This is a genomic window from Paenibacillus sp. PastF-3 (assembly GCF_029893135.1).
Lineage (GTDB): Bacteria > Bacillota > Bacilli > Paenibacillales > Paenibacillaceae > Paenibacillus_AQ > Paenibacillus_AQ nitricinens.
Genome location: NZ_JARXWM010000034.1, coordinates 13,973 through 33,573 on the forward strand (window position 1 = coordinate 13,973; position 19,601 = coordinate 33,573).

A 19,601-nucleotide genomic window follows, 5' to 3' on the forward strand; every position below is an offset into this window, starting at 1 on the left:
ACCCAAAACTTCGAATGGCTGTGGAGCAGCTTACTTTTCGCGGATAATCGCCTTTCTTCCACTCAGTTCCACTTTCCCGCTGGCAATAGCGCCAACCACTTCGGGATACAGCTCATACTCAACCTTATGAATACGTTCTGCCAATGAATCCGCCGTGTCGTTATCCTGCAGGGCTACGCTGCGCTGAGCAATAACAGGCCCGGTATCCATACCTCCATCGACAAAATGCACAGTAACACCCGTCAGCTTCACGCCATAATCCAGCGCTTGTCCGATTGCATCTTTTCCTGCAAAAGCAGGCAGCAGCGATGGATGAATGTTAATAATTCGTCCAGCATACGGCGTTAAAAGCACTGGCGTAATAAGACGCATGTATCCTGCCAGCACAACCAGCCCGATTTCCCGCCGCTGAAGCTCTGCTACAATCTCTGCTTCGTAGAGTTCACGGCTGGCGAAGTCTTTTGGCCGCAGCAAGAGGGCGGGAATGCCCGCATCCTCCGCTCGCTTAGCTACAGGTGCCTCTGGCTTGTCAGATACAAGCAGCTCAATATTGCCCTCACCAAGCAAGCCTGCTCTCTGTGCATCGATCAGTGCAGCAAAATTACTGCCTTGCCCAGAAGCAAAAACAGCGATTCGACTTAATTGCATCACACTTCAGCTCCAGTAAAGGTTACTTTGCGTTCCCCTTCTGTCACTTTACCAATGATATAAGCCTCTTCTCCGCTCGCTTTGAGCAGTTCAAGGGCATGTTCTCCATCAGCAGCACTAACAACCAGAACAAGTCCAATTCCCATATTAAAAGTAGTAAACATATCACGGTTACTTACGTTTCCTTTGTTCTGCATCAATCCGAAGATCGGCAGAATCGGCCACGATCCGTAATTAATCTCCACATCTACACCGTCAGGCAATACGCGCGGGATGTTCTCGATGAATCCGCCACCCGTAATATGTGCCATCCCTTTCACCGGAAGCTGCTCCAAGAGCGCCAGCAAAGGCTTCACATAAATCTTAGTTGGTGCCAGAAGGACATCGACAAGCGGAGCTCCAAGCTCCGGAAGCACATCATTCAGGCCATAGCCATCTTCCTCAAGCAAAAGCTTACGCACCAGCGAGAAGCCGTTGCTGTGCACCCCACTGGAAGCCAAACCAATCACTGTATCTCCAGCAGCGATGTTAGCGCCTGTTACCAGCTTCGCTTTGTCAGCTACGCCAACTGTGAATCCAGCGATATCATATTCGCCCGCTGAATACATGCCTGGCATTTCAGCCGTTTCGCCGCCAATCAGCGCACAACCTGCTTGGTGACAGCCCTCTGCGATTCCTGCTACAATCGCTTCGATTTTCTCCGGCACGACTTTGTCGCAAGCCAGATAGTCGAGGAAAAATAACGGCTCCGCGCCTTGCACTACAATGTCGTTCACGCACATAGCTACAGCATCGATCCCAATCGTGTCATGGCGATCCGCCGCGAACGCGATTTTGAGCTTCGTGCCTACACCATCAGTTCCCGATACGAGCACTGGCTCTTCATATTTATCTTTATTGAGGCCAAACAACGCTCCGAACCCACCAAGATCCGTCATTACTTCTGGACGGTAAGTACGTTTTACGTGCTTTTTCATGCGTTCTACCGCTTCGTTACCAGCCGCAATATCCACTCCGGCGTTTTTATAAGCTTCCGACACTTGGGACACCTCATCTTATTTTAATTTAGAGCGCGTTTGCGGGGCATTCGGGATTTGTTTGGTGGTTATACGGGAGCTATTACAAGGAATGTTTGGACTTCCGATCGCTGTTATGTTTGGATTTCCTGATTTAAACCGCTATCTGCGGTAGAAATCCAAACATAAGCGTATGCTTACGAAGCGAGCTTTCCTACGGAAAGCTTTCGGGCGAACGCTAACGCTTCTACAGTTCCAAACTTCCTCTCCATAACTCCCTCCAACCACCGCTTTCACCCTACTGCAAGCCGCAGTGCGCGCCTTGCACACGAACCTCAAGACCTCGGTGCATGAGCTGCGCCATGCACCTCCTTAAGCGAAACAAGCGGGTCCTGCATTTGCGCAGCAAACAGGGACGAGCTTGGTGAGCTGCTCTTGGAGCTTCGGGCGCAGCCGAGCGCCTTCCTTAGCGAGACTAGCGGGTTCCGCATTTGCGCAGCAAACAGGGACGAGCTTGGCGAGCTGCTCTTGGCGCTCAGGGCGCAGCCGAGCGCCTTCCTTAGCGAGACTAGCGACAGCTTGGCGAGCCAGTCCCGGCGGCGATAAGCAGCCGGGGGGCGGAACGCCGTAAAGCGTGTCCCGACCGTGCGAAGCACACAGGGACAAAGCGAGCACCTGCATCCACACCCTCTTAGCAAGCTATAACCAAACTCCTACCGCCGAGCTTTCGGGTGGCCGGAGGGCAGAGCCCTTCGGAATCCCCCTTAGCAAGGGGGACTTAGGGGGATGGACCTACGCTAGCAACTGCAACCGTCCTTCTCCGCCCCGCCAAAATCAACCTGCGTCGGGTAATCGTTATCGAAGCAAGAAAGGCATAAGCCGCCTTTGTAATCATCTTTGTTGTGACCACCAATGGAAGTGATTAGGCCCTCCGGTGACAAGAATGCCAAGGAATCGGCATTGATCTCTTCGCACATTTCCGCAATGGTCTTGTAGGATGCGATGAGATCGCGGCGGTCTGGGGTATCAATGCCGTAGAAGCAAGGATTCTTAAAAGGCGGCGATGTAATCCGCACATGCACTTCAACAGCTCCCGCTTCACGGAGCAGATTGACGATCCGCCGTGAAGTTGTTCCACGCACGATGGAATCATCGATCATGACGACACGTTTGCCATCAACCACACTGCGCACGGCGCTTAGCTTCATTTTCACACCTTGCTCACGCAGCTCTTGGCTCGGCTGGATGAAGGTCCGGCCTGTATACTTGTTCTTGATGAGACCAAGCTCATAAGGAATACCCGTCTGCTCCGCAAATCCAATGGCTGCCGAGATACTTGAATCCGGTACACCAGTTACGAGGTCAGCATCTACGAAAGCTTCTAATGCCATGCGGCTACCCATCCGCTTACGGGCGGTGTGCAGGTTAGCGCCATTCATATCACTGTCTGGGCGAGAGAAGTAAATATACTCCATCGCGCACAGCGCTTTACGTTTTGGCTCGGTAAAACGATCCTCTAACAGGCCATTTTTATCAAGCACGAGCAGTTCGCCAGGTTCGATATCACGGACTAACTGTGCTCCGATAACTTCTAAGGCGCAAGATTCGGAAGCAAAAATATAGGCGTCGCCGATCCGTCCCATTACAAGCGGACGCAAACCATGGGAATCCGAAGCGACAATTAATTTGTCATTCGTCATAAGCAGAAAAGCAAACCCGCCAACCAGTTGTTTTAACGCATCCTTAGCCGCTTCAACAAAATCCTTTGGCGAACGCGCAATCAGATGTGCCAGCACTTCTGTATCACTTGTGGTTTGGAAGATCGATCCGCTTTGCTCAAGCTGTTTACGAATCAACGGTTCATTTACTATGTTACCGTTCGTAGCAATCGCTAAATCGCCGTCACGATATTTAAATACGAGCGGCTGTGCATTGGTTAAGCGGCTGTCTCCGCTAGTCGAGTAACGCACATGCCCGATGGACATGTCTCCAACTAGGGAAGCAATTTTGTCCTTGTCGAATACTTCTTTTACTAACCCCATCCCGCGGTGATAGTTGAAATCACGACCATCTGCTACGCAGATGCCCGCACTTTCTTCCCCACGGTGCTGTAAGGCGTGCAAGCCGTAATAAGACATGGACGCCGCTTCCGGGTGTCCGAAGACCCCGAAAACGCCGCATTCTTCTTTTAATGTGTCAAAAATATCTCCCGAGCCCGTTCCTTCATTGTAAAAGTCACCAGTCCACAGGATAGGAGTCTCCTGCTCTTTCCCGGTCTTTATTTCATAAGACATGGAATAGCATCCTCCCAAACGAATTTTAGGTTCGCTACAGCTTCATCTAATACGGATGCACCGTCCAGATTTACGCGCAGTCTGTCTCCACCTACAGTTCCGATGATTTCTACGGGTACGCCGCTGGCAGCAATCGCTGCTTTCAGCTCTTCCGCACGTTCAGGCGCTGCCGTCAGCACGATACGTGATTGGCTTTCGCTGAACAATGCTACATCGGATCTAAGTCCATTAGCAGAAAGATCGACGTTCGCACCAACGCCACCGCTGATACAGCTCTCTGCAAGTGCTACAGCAAGGCCGCCTTCGGACAAGTCATGTGCCGAACGCACCAGACCGCCGCGAATCGAGTTAAGCACTGCGCTCAGCAGTTTTTTCTCCGTATCCAAATCCAAAGCTGGAGGACGGCCTTCCGTTACACCATGAACGGCATATTGAAATTCACTACCGCCAAGCTCCGCTTTTGTTACGCCTAGCAGAAGGATAGAATCTCCTTCTTGTTTGAAACCTTGAGTCGTAATATGATCCGTATCCGTTACTAAACCAACCATGCCGACAACCGGCGTTGGGTAGATGGAGCCCGTAGTATTTTCGTTATAAAGACTGACATTCCCGCCGATAACCGGAGTATCCAGCACACGACAAGCTTCAGCCATCCCATCAACCGCACGCTCCATTTGCCAGAACACATCAGGTTTCTCAGGGTTTCCGAAGTTTAGGTTATCGGTAATAGCAAGCGGTTCAGCACCCGAACAAACGATGTTACGAGCCGCTTCGCTGACTGCAATCCGTCCACCCACTTCAGGATCAAGATAGACGTAACGACCGTTACAGTCCGTAGTCATCGCAAGTCCTTTACGTGTGCCATGAATGGTAACTACAGCCGCATCAGATCCAGGTCGAACAGCCGTACTAGTCCGTACCATGTAATCATACTGGTTGTATACCCAGGCTTTGCTTGCTACGGTTGGTGATCCAAGCACCGTGCGCAGTGCGCCGCCTAGATCCGTAACTTCCGCGTAACGAAGCGTATCTACTGATTCATTTTCTACATAATAAGCAGGAACCTCAGATGGTTTGTTATACACTGGACACTCATCCACAAGCGCTGTTACTGGCATGTCACCAACAACCTCACCGTGATGGTACAGCTTCAAGCGACCATCATCCGTAACTTTACCGACTTTACAGCAGATAACGCCCCAGCGATCAAAAATCTCTTGCGCCTGTGCCTCATCCTTCGGCTCTACTACGAACAACATCCGTTCCTGCGATTCCGAAAGCATCATTTCATAAGGGGTCATGCCATCTTCACGTTGTGGCACCTGATCAAGATACAGCTCCAAACCGTTGCCCGCTTTACTTGCCATCTCGGCACTAGAGCAGGTAAGTCCAGCCGCACCCATATCCTGAATCCCAATAACGATGCCGCTGTCGATCAATTCCAGGCAAGATTCCATTACGAGTTTCTCCATAAACGGATCGCCTACTTGTACAGCTGTACGTTTAGCTTCTGACTCTTCACTTAGTTCAACGGATGCAAAAGTAGCCCCATGAATCCCATCACGTCCAGTAGGAGGACCTACGTAGAAGACGGGGTTCCCTACACCTTTAGCGACACCACGTTGGATTTTATCATGATCAATTAGACCGACACACATTGCGTTAACAAGCGGGTTACCGTCATAGCTATCATCGAACATGATTTCGCCGCCCACGGTTGGAATCCCGATACAGTTACCATAGCCAGCAATACCAGACACCACATGCTCGAACAAATATTTCACGCGATCGCTTTCCAGCTTGCCGAAACGCAAGGAATTGAGCAGTGCGATAGGTCTTGAGCCCATGGAAAAAATATCACGAATGATCCCACCTACGCCTGTTGCCGCACCTTGAAAAGGTTCTACCGCTGAGGGGTGGTTATGACTTTCGATTTTGAATACAACCGCTTGGTTATCTCCGATATCTACAATCCCTGCGCCCTCGCCAGGTCCCATCAGGACACGTGGCCCAGTAACTGGGAAACGTTTCAACAATGGCTTAGAGTTCTTGTATGCACAGTGTTCGGACCACATTACGCTGAACACGCCTATTTCAGTATAGTTCGGCAAACGTCCCATAAAAGACTTGATGAGCTCATATTCGCTGTCCGACACACCGAATTGGCTGTAAATTTTCTGCTCTGCGATCTGTTCTGCGGTCGGTTCCTTAACGGATACTTGCTGCGTCATGACGATCCCTCCAAGTCTTCAGTATAGATGTGAACATTCGTTTGCCATCTTCAGATCCGAGCAAGCTGTTAGCTGCACGCTCAGGGTGAGGCATCATGCCGACTACATTCCCCTGCACATTACTAACACCCGCAATATCAGCTACAGAGCCATTAGGATTATCGCTATATGTGAACACAATCTGATTGTTAGCTTTTAGCTCAGCTAAAGTCTCTTCATCACAGTAGTAGTTTCCTTCGCCGTGAGCGATCGGGATGACGATTTCTTCATCCTTAGCATAATCAATAGTAAATGGGGTTTCGTTATTAACAACCTTAAGCACTGTATCATGACAACGGAACTTCATGGACATGTTACGACGCAGCGCGCCTGGCAATAAACCAGCCTCAGTAAGAATTTGGAACCCGTTGCAAATGCCTAGCACAAATTTCCCTTGCTCTGCTGCTTTAGCAACCTCAGCCATTACAGGAGCAAATCTTGAAATCGCGCCGCAGCGCAGGTAATCACCATATGAGAATCCGCCTGGAACCAAAATGCAATCATACGCCGACAAATCTGTCGCTGTATGCCACACATAATCGACTGGTTCGCCGAGACTGTCCTCTACCGCCTTGTAGCAATCAATATCACAGTTAGAGCCTGGGAAGACAAGTACAGCAAATTTCATGTCGTTTAGTCCTCCAATTCGTAGCGGTAATCCTCGATCACCGTGTTGGCAAGTAGCTTTTCGCACATTTCCTTGAGGCGCACTTCTGCTTCAGCACGGTTATCCGTGTCTAAAGTCAGCTCCATATATTTCCCAATACGCAAACTTTCAACTTCTTGAAAACCTACCGAATGAAGTGCTCCTTGCACTGCTACACCTTGTGGATCGAGAACGCTCTTCTTAATGGTGACATATACCGTCGCTTTTAACATATGCTTGTAGTTCCTCCTAAATTTTTATGTGTATATACTTTCTGAAAGCTGAAACTCTACTAAAAGTAACTCTAGCTTTAAAAACATACACTTCATTTATTCCCATGAGTAAACACACAATGTTGAGCTATAAAGACTTGCCAGTAAGACGATGATAAATGTCCAGATAACGGCGCGTAGTTTCTTCAACTACTTCTAGTGGAAGTGGATCCGGTTTGCTATTTTTATCCCAGGAGGATGCAGATAGATACGTACGAACAGGTTCTTTATCCATACTATCAATTTCGATATCAAGCGCGTATTTGTCCTTGGCCCAGAAACGTGAAGCATCCGGCGTAAAAATCTCATCTATCAGAATCACCTTGCCATCCAGCAAGCCGAATTCAAATTTGCAATCTGCTAGAATGATTCCCCGCTCCGCACAATACTCTCTGGCAAAAGAGAACAATTGCAAGCTCTTCTCCTGCAGCTCGAGTGCCAGATCAGCACCGATTAGCTCCTGCATCTTTTCAAAAGGAATATCCTCATCATGACCTACATCGTTTTTAGCCGCAGGGGTAAAGATTGGCTGTGCCAGCAGCGCATTTTTGCGCAAGTTCTTAGGAAGCTCAATACCATTCACTTTGCCCGTTTCTTGATACTGTCTCCAGCCCCCACCAGTGATACACCCACGAACAACACATTCGATATCGATGCGCTCTGCTTTGCGTACCACCATAACACGGTTTCTGAGAGCTTCCTTGTCCTTAACGATGTCTCCGAGCAGATCCACATCGATATGAACGACATGATTCTCCATCAGCTCTTTGGTCTTTCCAAACCAGAACGCACTCAGACGGTTAAGCACATTGCCCTTTTCAGGTACCGCCGGGTCCAGCACATAGTCAAAAGCAGATATCCGATCCGTGACGACGATCAGTACCTTCTCCCCTAAATCATATAGCTCACGAACTTTCCCTTTATAGAGCAGCGGCGCATTGATGAGTTCCACGGCTGTGGATACGGCCGACGATGTCATGACCTTTCCTCCCTTGAACTAATGATCTTCCTAAGTTGGGCTGGTCTAGGAGGAAGCACTTCCGAGGAATGTTTGGACTTCCGATCGCTGTTATCCTCAGATTTCTTGATTTGAACCGCTTCTCGCGGTAGAAATCCGAGGATAAAGGCGAACGCTGACGCTTCTACAGTTCCAAACCTCCTCTACAGTGCTCCCCCATCCAGCTTTGCATTTATTGCAGCGTTCCTTAGTTCACCACTAACTTATCTTTTTAGGATCTCTAAGGTCTCATTCCGAGGAATTCGTTCCTTATCGACCCAACCATTAACGCACCTATTTTTTAGATAAGCTCTAGCTTGCGGAAGATGGTGTCCACATGCTTAAGGTGCCAAGAAGGGTTAAATGCATCTTCAATTTCTTCTGGGGTAAGAACATTAGTGATCTCAGGTGTAGCTTCCACTATATCGCGGAATTGTTTTTGCTCTTCCCATGCTTGCATAGCACGAGGTTGAACGGTATCGTACGCTTGCTCACGGCTGAGACCTTTGTCGATCAATTTAGTCAAGATCCGACCAGAGAAAGGAACGCCGAACGTACGGTTCATGTTACGCTTCATGTTCTCTGGGAATACAGTCAGGTTCTTCACGATGTTTCCGAAACGGTTCAGCATGTAGTTGAGCAGCATTGTCGCATCCGGAAGGATAATACGTTCCACAGAGGAGTGCGAGATATCGCGTTCATGCCAGAGCGGTACGTTCTCGTAAGCTGTAACCATATGTCCGCGAATAACGCGGGACAGACCGGAAATGTTCTCGCAGCCGATCGGATTACGTTTATGCGGCATAGCGGATGAACCTTTTTGACCTTTTGCAAAAGCTTCTTCGACTTCGCGAATCTCACTCTTTTGCAAGGCACGGATTTCAGTAGCGAATTTGTCTAGCGAAGTCGCTACCAAAGCAAGAGCAGCCATGTATTCAGCATGACGGTCACGCTGCAGAGTTTGTGTAGAGATTGGAGCTGGGCTTGTACCGAGCTTACGGCAAACGAATTCTTCTACGAAAGGATCGATGTTAGCGTAAGTACCAACGGCACCGGAGATTTTACCGAACTGCACACCATTCGCTGCATGGCGGAAACGCTCCAAATTACGTTTCATTTCTTCGTACCACAGCGCCATTTTCAGACCGAAAGTAGTTGGTTCAGCATGAACACCATGCGTACGGCCCATCATCGGCGTATCTTTGTAAGCAACCGCTTTGTCTTTAAGGATCTCAATAAAGTTGATGATATCCTTCTCTAGAATCTCATTCGCTTGACGCAGCAAGTAACCCAGTGCTGTATCTACCACGTCAGTAGAAGTAAGACCGTAGTGAACCCATTTGCGTTCTGCGCCAAGGCTCTCGGAAACCGCACGTGTAAAGGCGATAACGTCATGACGAGTCTCTTGTTCTATTTCATCAATGCGTGCGATGTCGAATTTAGCGTCCTTACGCAGTTTAGCTGCGTCTTCGTGCGGGATGACTCCCAACTCAGCCCATGCTTCACAAGCACAAATCTCAACTTCAAGCCACGCTTTGAATTTATTTTCCTCCGTCCAAATAGCTCGCATCTCAGGTCTGCTGTAACGTTCGATCATATTCTTTAGTTCCTCCAAAGTTTAGATTGCTCCACCCAGGACAAGCCGTCTCCGGTATCCTTGCAGAGCAGATTGATATGGCCCATCTTGCGGCCGGTCTTACTCTCAGTCTTGCCATATATATGAAGCTTAGGTACAACACCCAGCTTATTATCTTTTTCGTCCTGTGTACAGGTCGCTTTAATGGCGCCATCCAAATGCTGACCCAGTACATTTACCATAACTACAGGTGTCAAAAGCGTTGTGTCGCCCAGCGGCAGATTACAAATTGCCCGGACATGCTGCTCAAACTGAGAAGTCGTGCAAGCGTCCATAGTGTAATGCCCCGAATTATGCGGCCTTGGTGCCAGCTCATTGACGAACAACTGTCCATCCTCTGTGACGAACATTTCTACTGCCAGTAGTCCAACCGCATTTAGTCCAGCGATTAATGTCTCTGCCAACTCGCATGCTCTCCGCTGAATCTCTTCTGACACTCTTGCAGGCACAATGGACAGATGCAAAATATTATTCACATGAATATTTTCCGACGGTGGGAAGCTCTTAACCTCTCCAGAAGCACTGCGTGCGGCAACAACGGATATTTCACACTTAAAAGCTATGAACTTCTCAAGCACCAGCTCCGGTACAACGGCTCCGGGTGCTACCTGGCGGAAGGCTTCTTCCAGCTCTTCTTCCTGACGGATCACAGCCTGGCCTTTGCCGTCATATCCGCCTGTGGCGGTCTTCAGCACACAGGGAAGTCCAAGTTCAGCCGCCGCCACTTTCAGATCCACAAGGCTATCCACCTTCCGGTACGGGGCGACGGGTACGCCTGCCGCCTCGATGGCGGCTTTTTCGCGCAGCCGATGCTGCGTCGTATACAGCAGCGCGCTGCCCTGCGGCACGTACGATTCCTCCGTCAACAGCGCGGCAACGCCCGCGTCGACGTTCTCGAACTCGTACGTGATGACGTCCGCGCGGCGGGCTAGCTCCCGCGCCGCGTCCCGGTCGTTATACGCCGCCGTGATCTGCGGCGTAACTTGACCGCTAGGCGCATCCGGCGCAGGGTCCAGCGCCACGAAGCGGTAGCCCATGGCGCTGCCGGCCAGCGCCATCATGCGCCCTAGCTGCCCGCCGCCGAGCACGCCGACGGTCGCGCCGGGCAGTAGCGTCCGGACGGTGTCCGTGCCGGGCGCATCCATAGCGGCTGGCGAATTAGCGCCGCCAGCCTCCTGCAGCTTCAGCTCCTCCGGTCTCATAAGCTGTCGCTGCTTTCAAGCACTTCGTCCGTGATCGCATCCCGGCGCAGCTGCGCGCGCTGCTGCACTTCCGGATCGAACGCTCCGATGATCTGTGCGGCCAGGAGACCTGCATTAATGGCTCCTGCCTTACCAATGGCTACCGTTGCCACTGGAATGCCTCCTGGCATCTGTACGATGGAGAGAAGCGAATCCAACCCATTAAGCGCCTTCGACTGCACTGGCACTCCAATCACAGGCAGGATCGTCTTTGCAGCCACCATACCCGGCAAATGCGCAGCGCCACCCGCTCCTGCAATAATAACGCGAATGCCCCGGCCCGCTGCTTCCTCCGCATAGCTGAACATTAAGTCCGGCGTCCGGTGCGCAGATACTACCTTCTTCTCATAAGATAATCCCAGCTCTTCAAGCACCGCACAAGTGTGCTCCATCGTGTCCCAATCCGATTTACTGCCCATGATAACAGCTACCTGTACAGACATGATTCGACCTACCTTCCAGTCACTAGTATGGATATCTTTATCTTGTAAATTCGAATAAAAAAAGCCCGATGACCAGACGCATTTTGCTGCGGGAGGATCGGACTAGTAAAGAAATTAGGAAAAAATAATCCGCGTGCCTATCACTAGACTGCCATGAAGCGGCGGAAAACGACATCATGCATCACTCCGTTACCCGGACCGCATGCATTGCTGCATTCTATTATCCTATTTCCTCGTAGTCCGGTAATTTACGGTTCCCGGGTAGAAACTTCCGGGCCATATTCCCGGTTTTATACGAGTTGCTCATGACATCAGTTTAACAATCCCCTACACAGGATGTCAACTCAAACACGAACATTGATAAATGCGTAATAATAAATGTTCGCTTTTTAGCTCATTTAAATTCTCAATAGCCTTTAATTCTGCTGATAAAGACTTCTTTCCGTACACTCTTCGCTCTAACAACAGATGTTATATTAAGTGTAGATTAGGCCTCATTCGAATACATATCATCCCTTTATGGCTTTACATTCCGTCTTATAGTTTCTTAACAATGAAAAAAGGAACGCCATAAGCGTCCCTTTTAACTTTATATTATTTCACTACCAGCACTGGAATGCGAGCACTTTGCACTACATTGTGGCTCACACTTCCCAGAACAAATTCACGTATTCCGCCAAGTCCGCGGCTGCCGATAACAATTACATCTATCGCATGTTCCTTAGCATATTTCAAAATCACTTCAGCAGGAGATCCTTGTAAAAGCTCAACCTCAGCATGCAAGCCTTCAGCCTCAAGACGTCCCTTTACTTCTTCCGTAGTCTGCACTGCTAAATCATAGTATTCTTTATTCACTGAAGCTGGCAGTGGTGCTAGAGCTTCTCCGATAAAAAATCTTGGGAATTCAAATGCGTGTACGACATGCATCGTAGAGCCCGGCGTTACTTTTGCGAGTTCAATTGCGCGCTCCAAAGCCTGATTAGAAGCCTTAGATCCATCATAGGCGAGTAAAATTTTAGAGAATAACATGTACGCCACCTCTTTTTCTAGTTTGTAATCATAATGACTATCACCTTAAAAAATAGCTGTACAAAAAAATATTCAGCAACAGAAGAAAGGGAATTCCGATCCTAAAGGACATATGTCGCGTCTTGTGGCGCTTACGATACATGGCAATCAGCACGCCTAATGCCCCGCCCATAGCTGCCAGCAGAAAAAGCGTCTTCTCAGGGACACGTTCTCGCCGTTTACGGGCTTTGTTCTTGTCTTCGGACATGACGACATACCCGATTATATTAATTACCACAAACCACAACATTATAACCTTGACCATTCTCCCGGGCTCCTCCTTGCTTCCTATCTATCTCTATTATATTCCTCTTTTTCTCAAAAAACCAATCATCCTTACACGGGCTGATAACTTCGCTGCCTGCCTCTTTCGTCTCACTTCTGTGCATCCTTCATCCATACCCATGATAATACCGCAGCAAGCGCTGCCGCAATTCCACCTAGCCAGAACCCTCCAGTCAAACCATACACAGCACTCATCCAGCCTGCCACGAACGGACCTGCCGACATACCTACCGCATAGACAGCCTGATAGAAACCCATAGCTGTTGCGCGTTTATATGGATCTACTTCGGATACCGACTTGCCTAGCAGCAATGGAAAAATAAGTCCCTGCATAAATCCGTTTCCTATCTGAGTCAGACAGAGCATCGCTAACGTGGGCATAGAAGGAATAAGAAGTGTAAACAACGCACTCCCGGCAAAGCCTAAGAGAAGTGTCCCCCTGTCTCCTAGCAGCCTTCCAAATGTCCGTGAACCATATAGCGTCGCGATTGCATGCGGAATCATAAAAGCGAGCGTCAGCCAGCCCAAGCTTTCTTTGCTTGCTCCGATATTCAGGGCTTGGTTTGGCGTATAGCCGAACATCGTTATGAATAGCACACAGTGTGCCAATACAGACAGCAGTGAGACTCTTACCAGAAGTGGCTCCTTCATCACACCTGCCAGGTCCTTGATCTGGATCGCATTTTGACGTTTCTCCTGTTTTTGTTCAGGCAATCGTAGAGCAAGCAGCAGCGCCGCAATAGCTACAATTCCGCCAATCAGAAACGGGGTGTTCCAGCCCCAATGCTCCACCATGTAACCACTAATCATCATACTGGACAATTGGGCGATTACCGTAGTGAATTGCAGCATGCCCATCGCTTTTCCAGCTTCTTCTTTCGGGAAATATCCCGCAAACATCACAGTGTACACCACCCATGCGGAAGCCGCTATACCGGATACTGCACGTGCTGCCAATGCCCAACCAGGCTGTGCTCCCCACATAAAAAGAAAGCAGCTGGCTCCGCTCGCAATCAGTCCCAGGTAGATAAACGGACGCCGCCGATTCAAATAATCCGAACCGATGCCAATCGGCAGTCGGAACAGAATCTGCATCAGCCCATATACACCTAGCACCATCCCCACCTTAAAATACGATGCTCCCAAATGCTCCACATAAGGTGAAAGCACCGGAACATAAATATAAGAAGAGAACCAGAACATAAATACAATAACGAGAAAGAACAACCTGCTCCCACCCTGTGCCTGTGGACGATCTGCTGCTTTCAATTGATTCACCTGCTGAGCTTCCACCCTCATCACCTGCTCTATGTATTTGCTTAACATTCTAATTCAAAGCCTATCCGTAGACTACAAAAACTTACGTAAACAGAAAAAAAGCTACTGAGCACGCTCAGCAGCCTTCATAATTACAATATATTCGAAGCTTTCTACTTATCCTTCTTTTGCCCTTCGAGCGCTGCTTTCAGCAGTTCCCCAAGATTGGAGCCGATGCTTTCCTGCTTACTATATTGCTGCACCAGCTTTTGCTGTTCGCGTTTATTCACATGCTTATGATCCTTATCCAAGGTTTCTGTGATGCCACAACCCAAACATTGTACGAACATGCCAGCTTTACCTTCTTTAAGTTCCATTTTCTTATGGCATTGAGGGCAGCGGCGATTCGATAGTCTTTTCTCTCCAGCACGGGTATATCCACAGTTATCTGCAGGACACACAAGCAGCTTACCCCGTTTGCTCTTTTTCTCGAGTAGTCTTGTACCGCATTCCGGACAATTACTGTTGGAGACATTATGTGGTTTGTATTCTGCTCCACTAGTTTTGACACCTGTAACCAGTTCCTGTGCCATACTGCGGATGCCTTGTAAAAAGAGCTCCGGTTTACCTTGACCACGCGCAATTTTCTCGAGTTCAGCTTCCCAGCGCGCAGTTAGATCTGGTGTCCGTAGCTGGGTGGATACCAGCTCGATAAGCTGCTTACCTTTTCCTGTCGGATGCAGGAGATTCCCCTGACGCTCAATCGTATCAGAGCTCACCAGCTTCTCGATAATATCCGCACGCGTCGCCGGGGTTCCCAGTCCATGCTTCTCCATTTGCGTCAAAAGCGAAGCTTCATTATAACGCTTCGGTGGTTGTGTCCGTCCAGGACGCACCATACAGCGGCCAATCGTGACAGTTGCCCCTTCGCGCAGCTCAGGCAGCTTTACACTGCCAGCTGCTGGCTCGTCCGATGCTTCCTCGTCATCATCGTTACTCATATCTCCGCCGTACACTTCACGCCAGCCGGCATCTTTTACTGTTGTTCCTTTGACATGGAAGCTCTCGCCCTCCGCGTTGACAGTAACAGCTACCGCATCATAACGAGCGGGTGGGTAGAACAAGCTGATAAAACGCCGCACGATCAGATCATACAGCTTACGTTCCTCAGTACTCAGACCATTTAACAATACGGTCTGCTCTGTCGGAATAATAGCATGGTGATCGCTTACTTTGCTATCATCCACGATCCGCTTCGTAATCGGCAGCGGCTTGCGCAGCAATGGACGTGCTAACGCTGCATATGGACCGACCGCAACACTATCCAGTCTTTCCTTGAGTGTGCCCGTCATATCTGATGTTAAGTAACGACTGTCCGTACGCGGGTAAGTGACAAGCTTATGCTGCTCATATAACCGCTGAAGCACACTGGAGGTCTGCTTCGCGGAGAAGCCGAACTTCCGGTTCGCATCACGCTGCAATTCAGTCAGATCATAAGCGAGTGGATGAGGTTCGCTCTTCTCACTCTTTTGTACCTTAATAATACGGCCGCTGCATCCAGTAAGCTTATCCTTTAGACTTGCCGTCTTATCCTTTTCAAATATCCGACCATCGCCGTTACTGGCCCGCCATGCCGCTTGGAAATCTCCAAAATCAGCAGTCAGCGTCTCAAAATCAACGGAACGGAAACCCGTAATCTCCTGTTCACGATCCATGATCATCCCTAATGTCGGCGTTTGTACCCGCCCTGCGGAGAGCGGCGAACCGAACTTACATGTCAAAGCTCTCGTGACATTCAGTCCAATCATCCAATCCGCCTCTGCGCGGCAACGTGCAGATTCATACAGACGATCAAAATCGCGACCTGGTCGGAGCTTTGCGAATCCCTCTTTAATCGCCTTATCAGTCTGCGAGGATATCCACAGCCGTCGGAATGGCTTTTTCCACCCCGCCATATTCATAATCCAACGTGCCAGTAGCTCACCTTCACGGGCAGCATCTGTAGCAACAATAAGCTCCTCAATGTCCTGACGCTTCATTAGATGCTGAACAGCTTTGTATTGCTGGTTGGTCTCACGCAGCACCTTCAGCTTGGTCTTCTCCGGCAAAATCGGCAAATCCTCCAAAGCCCAAGTTGCAAACTTTTTATTATAATCTTCAGGCTCTGCCAGGCCGACTAAATGACCCAGTGCCCAAGTAACCACATATTTTGGACCTTCAATATAGCTCTTCTGTTTATTATTACATCCCATGACCCGTGCGATCTCGCGTGCAACAGACGGCTTCTCCGCCAATACTAATGTCTTCATAATGCTCCCCTTTCCACATCAAATTTCATTATATCATTAAATGAATGTTAGCAAATATCGTCAGGCCCTACCGGGTCACTCCGTTATACACTAAATAAATCAAACAACGAAAACTCAGTGAGTGAAATCTTCATTCCATTAGAAAAATCCGTATCTGCTATGCAGACACGGACTTTTTTTGCTTATGGGATTAATAGCTACTATTGCTCTACCTGAATCGTTTGTTCAAGCTCCGGATAATAATGTTTAACTTGTTTTCCTTCTTCATCTCTTAATTCTTTATGGCTCTCATCAATGGAGTAAGTAAACGGCTTAACTGTAATTGTTTTTGGTGTTTGCGGGAACGGACTGAAATCTTTGTCTACCATAGGATAGACTATAGCCGGCAAGTTGAATGACCCACTCGAAGAAAATGCATTGCCTAGTTCATCAACAATTTCATAGAACATTTCAGAGGTTGTGTATCCATCCTTTTCTTTCACAGTTGGCGCTTTACCTTCTTCCCTGAGCTGTAATCTGCTTGTGGCTGGAGTTAATTCCAGTTTGGTAATCGTATAACTGAATTCTTCTGCCTCTTTTGTTTGGTTCAGATCAAGCTTGATAATTCCTTCCGTTACTTTTTTCACCGGCACCTTGATTTCAAAAGGCTCTGCGATTTGTGTAACCGGCACAGTGATGCTTAATTCAAATTCATTCCCCAATGCCTCTACATTATTTAGATTTCTATAATCGTATAAAATAGCATTCTTTTTCCCCTCAACATCACCAGAAGACGACATTTGGCTCTCCAGTTCTTTCCCATTCGGCAATTTCACTTCTGCTGAACCCAACAACCCTCTTTCGGACTGGTTCATTGTCACTTTCGCATACTGCTGTTCTATTACCTCTGGATCGAACTCAATCGGTTCAATAATCATCTCTGCCATCATCTTATCATTATCAATGCCCTCCCGTTCAATCGCAAAAGCCAACCGAGAGCCGTCATAATAGGCATCAGTAACCTTTAAGGTCACACCATCATGGGTAACGCTTTGGTTCGGGGCAGTAGATAATCCTTTTTCCTCAGCAGCATTAAGACCTTTATCGTCAATACCCTTAAAAATACTTCCTACAACAGGAATCTGCTTCAACGTTTCAGCCATGACTGGGGATACAAATCCGCTACCGATTATACCCGCACCCAACACTGCTACTGCCGAGGCAACCACCAGTGATTTTTTCAGGAGGTTTTTTCCACCTATTCTTACCGCTCGTTTTTCCATTCCCTCGTCTCCTATTCGCTTCATAATTAAATCACTGAAACTGTCTACCGGCATTTCATGATTTTGGAATGTTTGGCGAATGTACTCCATCTTCTCACTTTCAGTTCGATCTTGCCATTTCTCCATGAGGGCTACCTCCTTCATTCATTCTTTGCCGGATCAACTTTTTGCGTAGACGTTCAAATTTTTTGCGTAAAGTAGCTGAATTACAATCCATAATCTGACTCATTTCTTCAAAACTGTACTGCTCAACCACCTTAAGAATCAGTAGATTACTCTCTTCGGCTGTCAGGCCATCCATAAATAACTTCTGCAAAAGTTCCTCGTCGTGTGGATTATAATAGGCTTTGGGCTGCTGTTCTTTATATAGCGACAACAGACGCTTTCGTCTTTTGCGTTTACGAATCTGATCCAGACAATGATGGTAGGCCACTTTATAAAGCCATGCGTTAAAAGATACTCGTTTCTCATAACGTCTGAGTTCCTGATACACTTTTACAAATATATCTTGCACAGCATCCTCTGCTTCTTCATGACTTCTTAAAATATAATAACAATACGTATAAATCTTTCTTTCGTAGGCTTGTATTATAGTTCTATAGGCTTCTCGGTTGCCTTCAAGAACTTGACTTATAGCCTCTTCAATTAACGTTTGATTCACAGGGACCCCGGGGCTGCGACGTTCCAAAGAATCACCTCCTTGTTATTGACTACAACTATATAACGAATGTAGACTCTTGAATTGTGACAGGCTCAAAGATTTATTCCAAATATGTTAAAATCATCAACTATATTCAAATAAAAAAGCGATTGCCCCGATTGATGCTCGGACAAATCGCTTTTATAATAATATTCCATATTTATAAACTTTTTACTTATTCATATTTTTCAACTCAATACATGCTTCAAAAAATACAATATCACTATTCTGGCCACGGACATATATACCATCATCCGTTACAGCTGAACGTAAAATGACCAGTTCATCCCCAAACTTAGCTTCTTGTAGATAAGTAATCCGGAAGCGTGTGAACTCCGCATTATCCCATTCCGCTAAACTGAGTGCATCACAACATAAATCTCCGTATCGGGCATTATTCAAATGTCCGTTGCTATCCAGCCCACTATATCTTACCTGATACCGATAAGCTTCTTCCATAGTAATATCAGTAGGGATCGTTACCTTAACAGGCATATCGCCTACTGAATCGCCATTATAATGCTTAACTTGAACTGGAAGAGCGTTCGGTCTGAGTATCTTTCTCTTCTCAATATCTACTAAAGCCCATATAGAACGCGCTTTGGCAATCTCTATATGATCTGCATCCAAAATACGATAATCCCGTTGCCATAAAGCCCCTTTGGTACCTTTACTCCAGGTATGTACACTAAGCACATCATTTGGGCGAGGAATACGCTTAAAATCAAGATCTAACGTAATCATCATCCAGCCCATTCCTGCATTCAGCATTTCTTCTACACTTATCCCCAAATTACCCACGGCGAAGTCCGCTGCGCATTGCATTACATCCAAAATAAAGGATAACTTCGCTTTTGAGCGATAATCCGTGTCACTCGCATGTACAGAAAATTGCTCTATCCACACAAGATTAGTATGGTTCTCCATTGTTTATCCCCCTACAATGCAAAAAATCCTTGCATTTATTTGAAGTATCCACATATACCACTGCTCTATCCACATAAAATGGGGACTACTTTCAATTATGAATACATTTAATTATTTCATCCACATGTTAGTAACTTTTATTTTTTTGTTATTTCCCCATAACTTATCCACATTATTTAAATCAACCGATAAAGGGAACAAAAAAGCCATTGTTGATTTATCAACAATGGCTTCGTGTGCTTGGCAACGTCCTACTCTCCCAGGACCCTTCGGTCCAAGTACCATCGGCGCTGGAGGGCTTAACGGTCGTGTTCGGGATGGGTACGCGTG

The 19,601-nt window shown here is 47.8% G+C and carries 18 protein-coding genes, 1 rRNA gene and 1 riboswitch; of the genes, 1 reads left to right on the forward strand and 18 read right to left on the reverse strand.

Features of this window, described 5'->3' with window-relative positions; genetic code table 11:
• Nucleotides 1–30: 30 nt before the first annotated feature.
• Together purN and purM are read right to left on the reverse strand one after the other, a co-directional pair.
• On the reverse strand, nucleotides 31–648 hold the full coding sequence (gene purN, locus M2444_RS33025) for a phosphoribosylglycinamide formyltransferase (protein WP_094878711.1): 618 nt from the start codon (nucleotides 646–648) through the stop codon (nucleotides 31–33).
• On the reverse strand, nucleotides 648–1,688 hold the full coding sequence (purM, locus tag M2444_RS33030; protein ID WP_094878712.1) for a phosphoribosylformylglycinamidine cyclo-ligase: 1,041 nt from the start codon (nucleotides 1,686–1,688) through the stop codon (nucleotides 648–650). Before purM ends, purN begins: the two co-directional genes overlap by 1 nt.
• 400 nt (nucleotides 1,689–2,088) lie before the next feature.
• Here purM and M2444_RS33035 point away from each other — a divergent pair, with 400 nt between their 5' ends.
• Complete coding sequence (locus M2444_RS33035; RefSeq protein WP_280789084.1) at nucleotides 2,089–2,295, forward strand: hypothetical protein; 207 nt, start codon at nucleotides 2,089–2,091, stop codon at nucleotides 2,293–2,295.
• Between the two features lie 166 nt (nucleotides 2,296–2,461).
• Here the strand turns inward: M2444_RS33035 and purF are convergent, their stop codons facing one another.
• From purF to rrf, 16 genes are all read right to left on the reverse strand, one after another.
• Nucleotides 2,462–3,958 (reverse strand): amidophosphoribosyltransferase, encoded by a 1,497-nt coding sequence (gene purF / locus M2444_RS33040; protein ID WP_094874355.1) that lies wholly within the window; start codon nucleotides 3,956–3,958, stop codon nucleotides 2,462–2,464.
• Complete coding sequence (purL, locus tag M2444_RS33045) at nucleotides 3,943–6,189, reverse strand: phosphoribosylformylglycinamidine synthase subunit PurL (RefSeq protein ID WP_280789085.1); 2,247 nt, start codon at nucleotides 6,187–6,189, stop codon at nucleotides 3,943–3,945. The genes purF and purL overlap by 16 nt, the downstream gene beginning before the upstream one ends.
• On the reverse strand, nucleotides 6,167–6,856 hold the full coding sequence (gene purQ / locus M2444_RS33050) for a phosphoribosylformylglycinamidine synthase subunit PurQ (RefSeq protein WP_076121674.1): 690 nt from the start codon (nucleotides 6,854–6,856) through the stop codon (nucleotides 6,167–6,169). Before purQ ends, purL begins: the two co-directional genes overlap by 23 nt.
• A 5-nt stretch (nucleotides 6,857–6,861) precedes the next feature.
• Nucleotides 6,862–7,107 (reverse strand): phosphoribosylformylglycinamidine synthase subunit PurS, encoded by a 246-nt coding sequence (purS, locus tag M2444_RS33055; RefSeq protein ID WP_036680912.1) that lies wholly within the window; start codon nucleotides 7,105–7,107, stop codon nucleotides 6,862–6,864.
• Between the two features lie 127 nt (nucleotides 7,108–7,234).
• Complete coding sequence (locus M2444_RS33060) at nucleotides 7,235–8,125, reverse strand: phosphoribosylaminoimidazolesuccinocarboxamide synthase (protein WP_094878960.1); 891 nt, start codon at nucleotides 8,123–8,125, stop codon at nucleotides 7,235–7,237.
• A 319-nt stretch (nucleotides 8,126–8,444) separates the two neighbouring features.
• The gene (gene purB, locus M2444_RS33065; RefSeq protein WP_094878806.1) at nucleotides 8,445–9,740 is read right to left on the reverse strand and encodes an adenylosuccinate lyase; all 1,296 of its coding nucleotides are present in this window, start codon (nucleotides 9,738–9,740) and stop codon (nucleotides 8,445–8,447) included.
• 5 nt (nucleotides 9,741–9,745) lie between these two features.
• Nucleotides 9,746–10,924 carry a 5-(carboxyamino)imidazole ribonucleotide synthase gene (gene purK / locus M2444_RS33070; protein WP_280789091.1) on the reverse strand — a complete coding sequence of 393 codons (1,179 nt, stop codon included), beginning with the start codon at nucleotides 10,922–10,924 and terminating at the stop codon, nucleotides 9,746–9,748.
• A gap of 53 nt (nucleotides 10,925–10,977) precedes the next feature.
• Nucleotides 10,978–11,463: a 5-(carboxyamino)imidazole ribonucleotide mutase gene (gene purE, locus M2444_RS33075; protein ID WP_094878807.1), complete on the reverse strand. Its 486-nt coding sequence runs from the start codon at nucleotides 11,461–11,463 to the stop codon at nucleotides 10,978–10,980.
• Nucleotides 11,464–11,679: 216 nt separating this feature from the next.
• Nucleotides 11,680–11,781: riboswitch (purine riboswitch) on the reverse strand.
• 276 nt (nucleotides 11,782–12,057) lie between these two features.
• The gene (locus M2444_RS33080) at nucleotides 12,058–12,492 is read right to left on the reverse strand and encodes a universal stress protein (RefSeq protein ID WP_094874601.1); all 435 of its coding nucleotides are present in this window, start codon (nucleotides 12,490–12,492) and stop codon (nucleotides 12,058–12,060) included.
• Nucleotides 12,493–12,532: 40 nt separating this feature from the next.
• Nucleotides 12,533–12,796, reverse strand: a complete 264-nt coding sequence (locus tag M2444_RS33085; protein ID WP_094874602.1) for a DUF1294 domain-containing protein — start codon at nucleotides 12,794–12,796, stop codon at nucleotides 12,533–12,535.
• 110 nt (nucleotides 12,797–12,906) lie between these two features.
• Nucleotides 12,907–14,109: an MFS transporter gene (locus M2444_RS33090; RefSeq protein ID WP_280789086.1), complete on the reverse strand. Its 1,203-nt coding sequence runs from the start codon at nucleotides 14,107–14,109 to the stop codon at nucleotides 12,907–12,909.
• A 137-nt stretch (nucleotides 14,110–14,246) separates the two neighbouring features.
• Nucleotides 14,247–16,382 (reverse strand): DNA topoisomerase III, encoded by a 2,136-nt coding sequence (locus M2444_RS33095; RefSeq protein ID WP_280789087.1) that lies wholly within the window; start codon nucleotides 16,380–16,382, stop codon nucleotides 14,247–14,249.
• 200 nt (nucleotides 16,383–16,582) lie between these two features.
• The gene (locus M2444_RS33100) at nucleotides 16,583–17,770 is read right to left on the reverse strand and encodes a DUF4179 domain-containing protein (RefSeq protein ID WP_280789088.1); all 1,188 of its coding nucleotides are present in this window, start codon (nucleotides 17,768–17,770) and stop codon (nucleotides 16,583–16,585) included.
• Nucleotides 17,745–18,332 (reverse strand): RNA polymerase sigma factor, encoded by a 588-nt coding sequence (locus M2444_RS33105; protein ID WP_280789089.1) that lies wholly within the window; start codon nucleotides 18,330–18,332, stop codon nucleotides 17,745–17,747. Before M2444_RS33105 ends, M2444_RS33100 begins: the two co-directional genes overlap by 26 nt.
• Before the next feature lie 183 nt (nucleotides 18,333–18,515).
• Nucleotides 18,516–19,271: an acyl-[acyl-carrier-protein] thioesterase gene (locus M2444_RS33110; protein ID WP_280789090.1), complete on the reverse strand. Its 756-nt coding sequence runs from the start codon at nucleotides 19,269–19,271 to the stop codon at nucleotides 18,516–18,518.
• Nucleotides 19,272–19,509: 238 nt separating this feature from the next.
• Nucleotides 19,510–19,601 (reverse strand): 5S ribosomal RNA (gene rrf / locus M2444_RS33115); the annotation flags it as partial.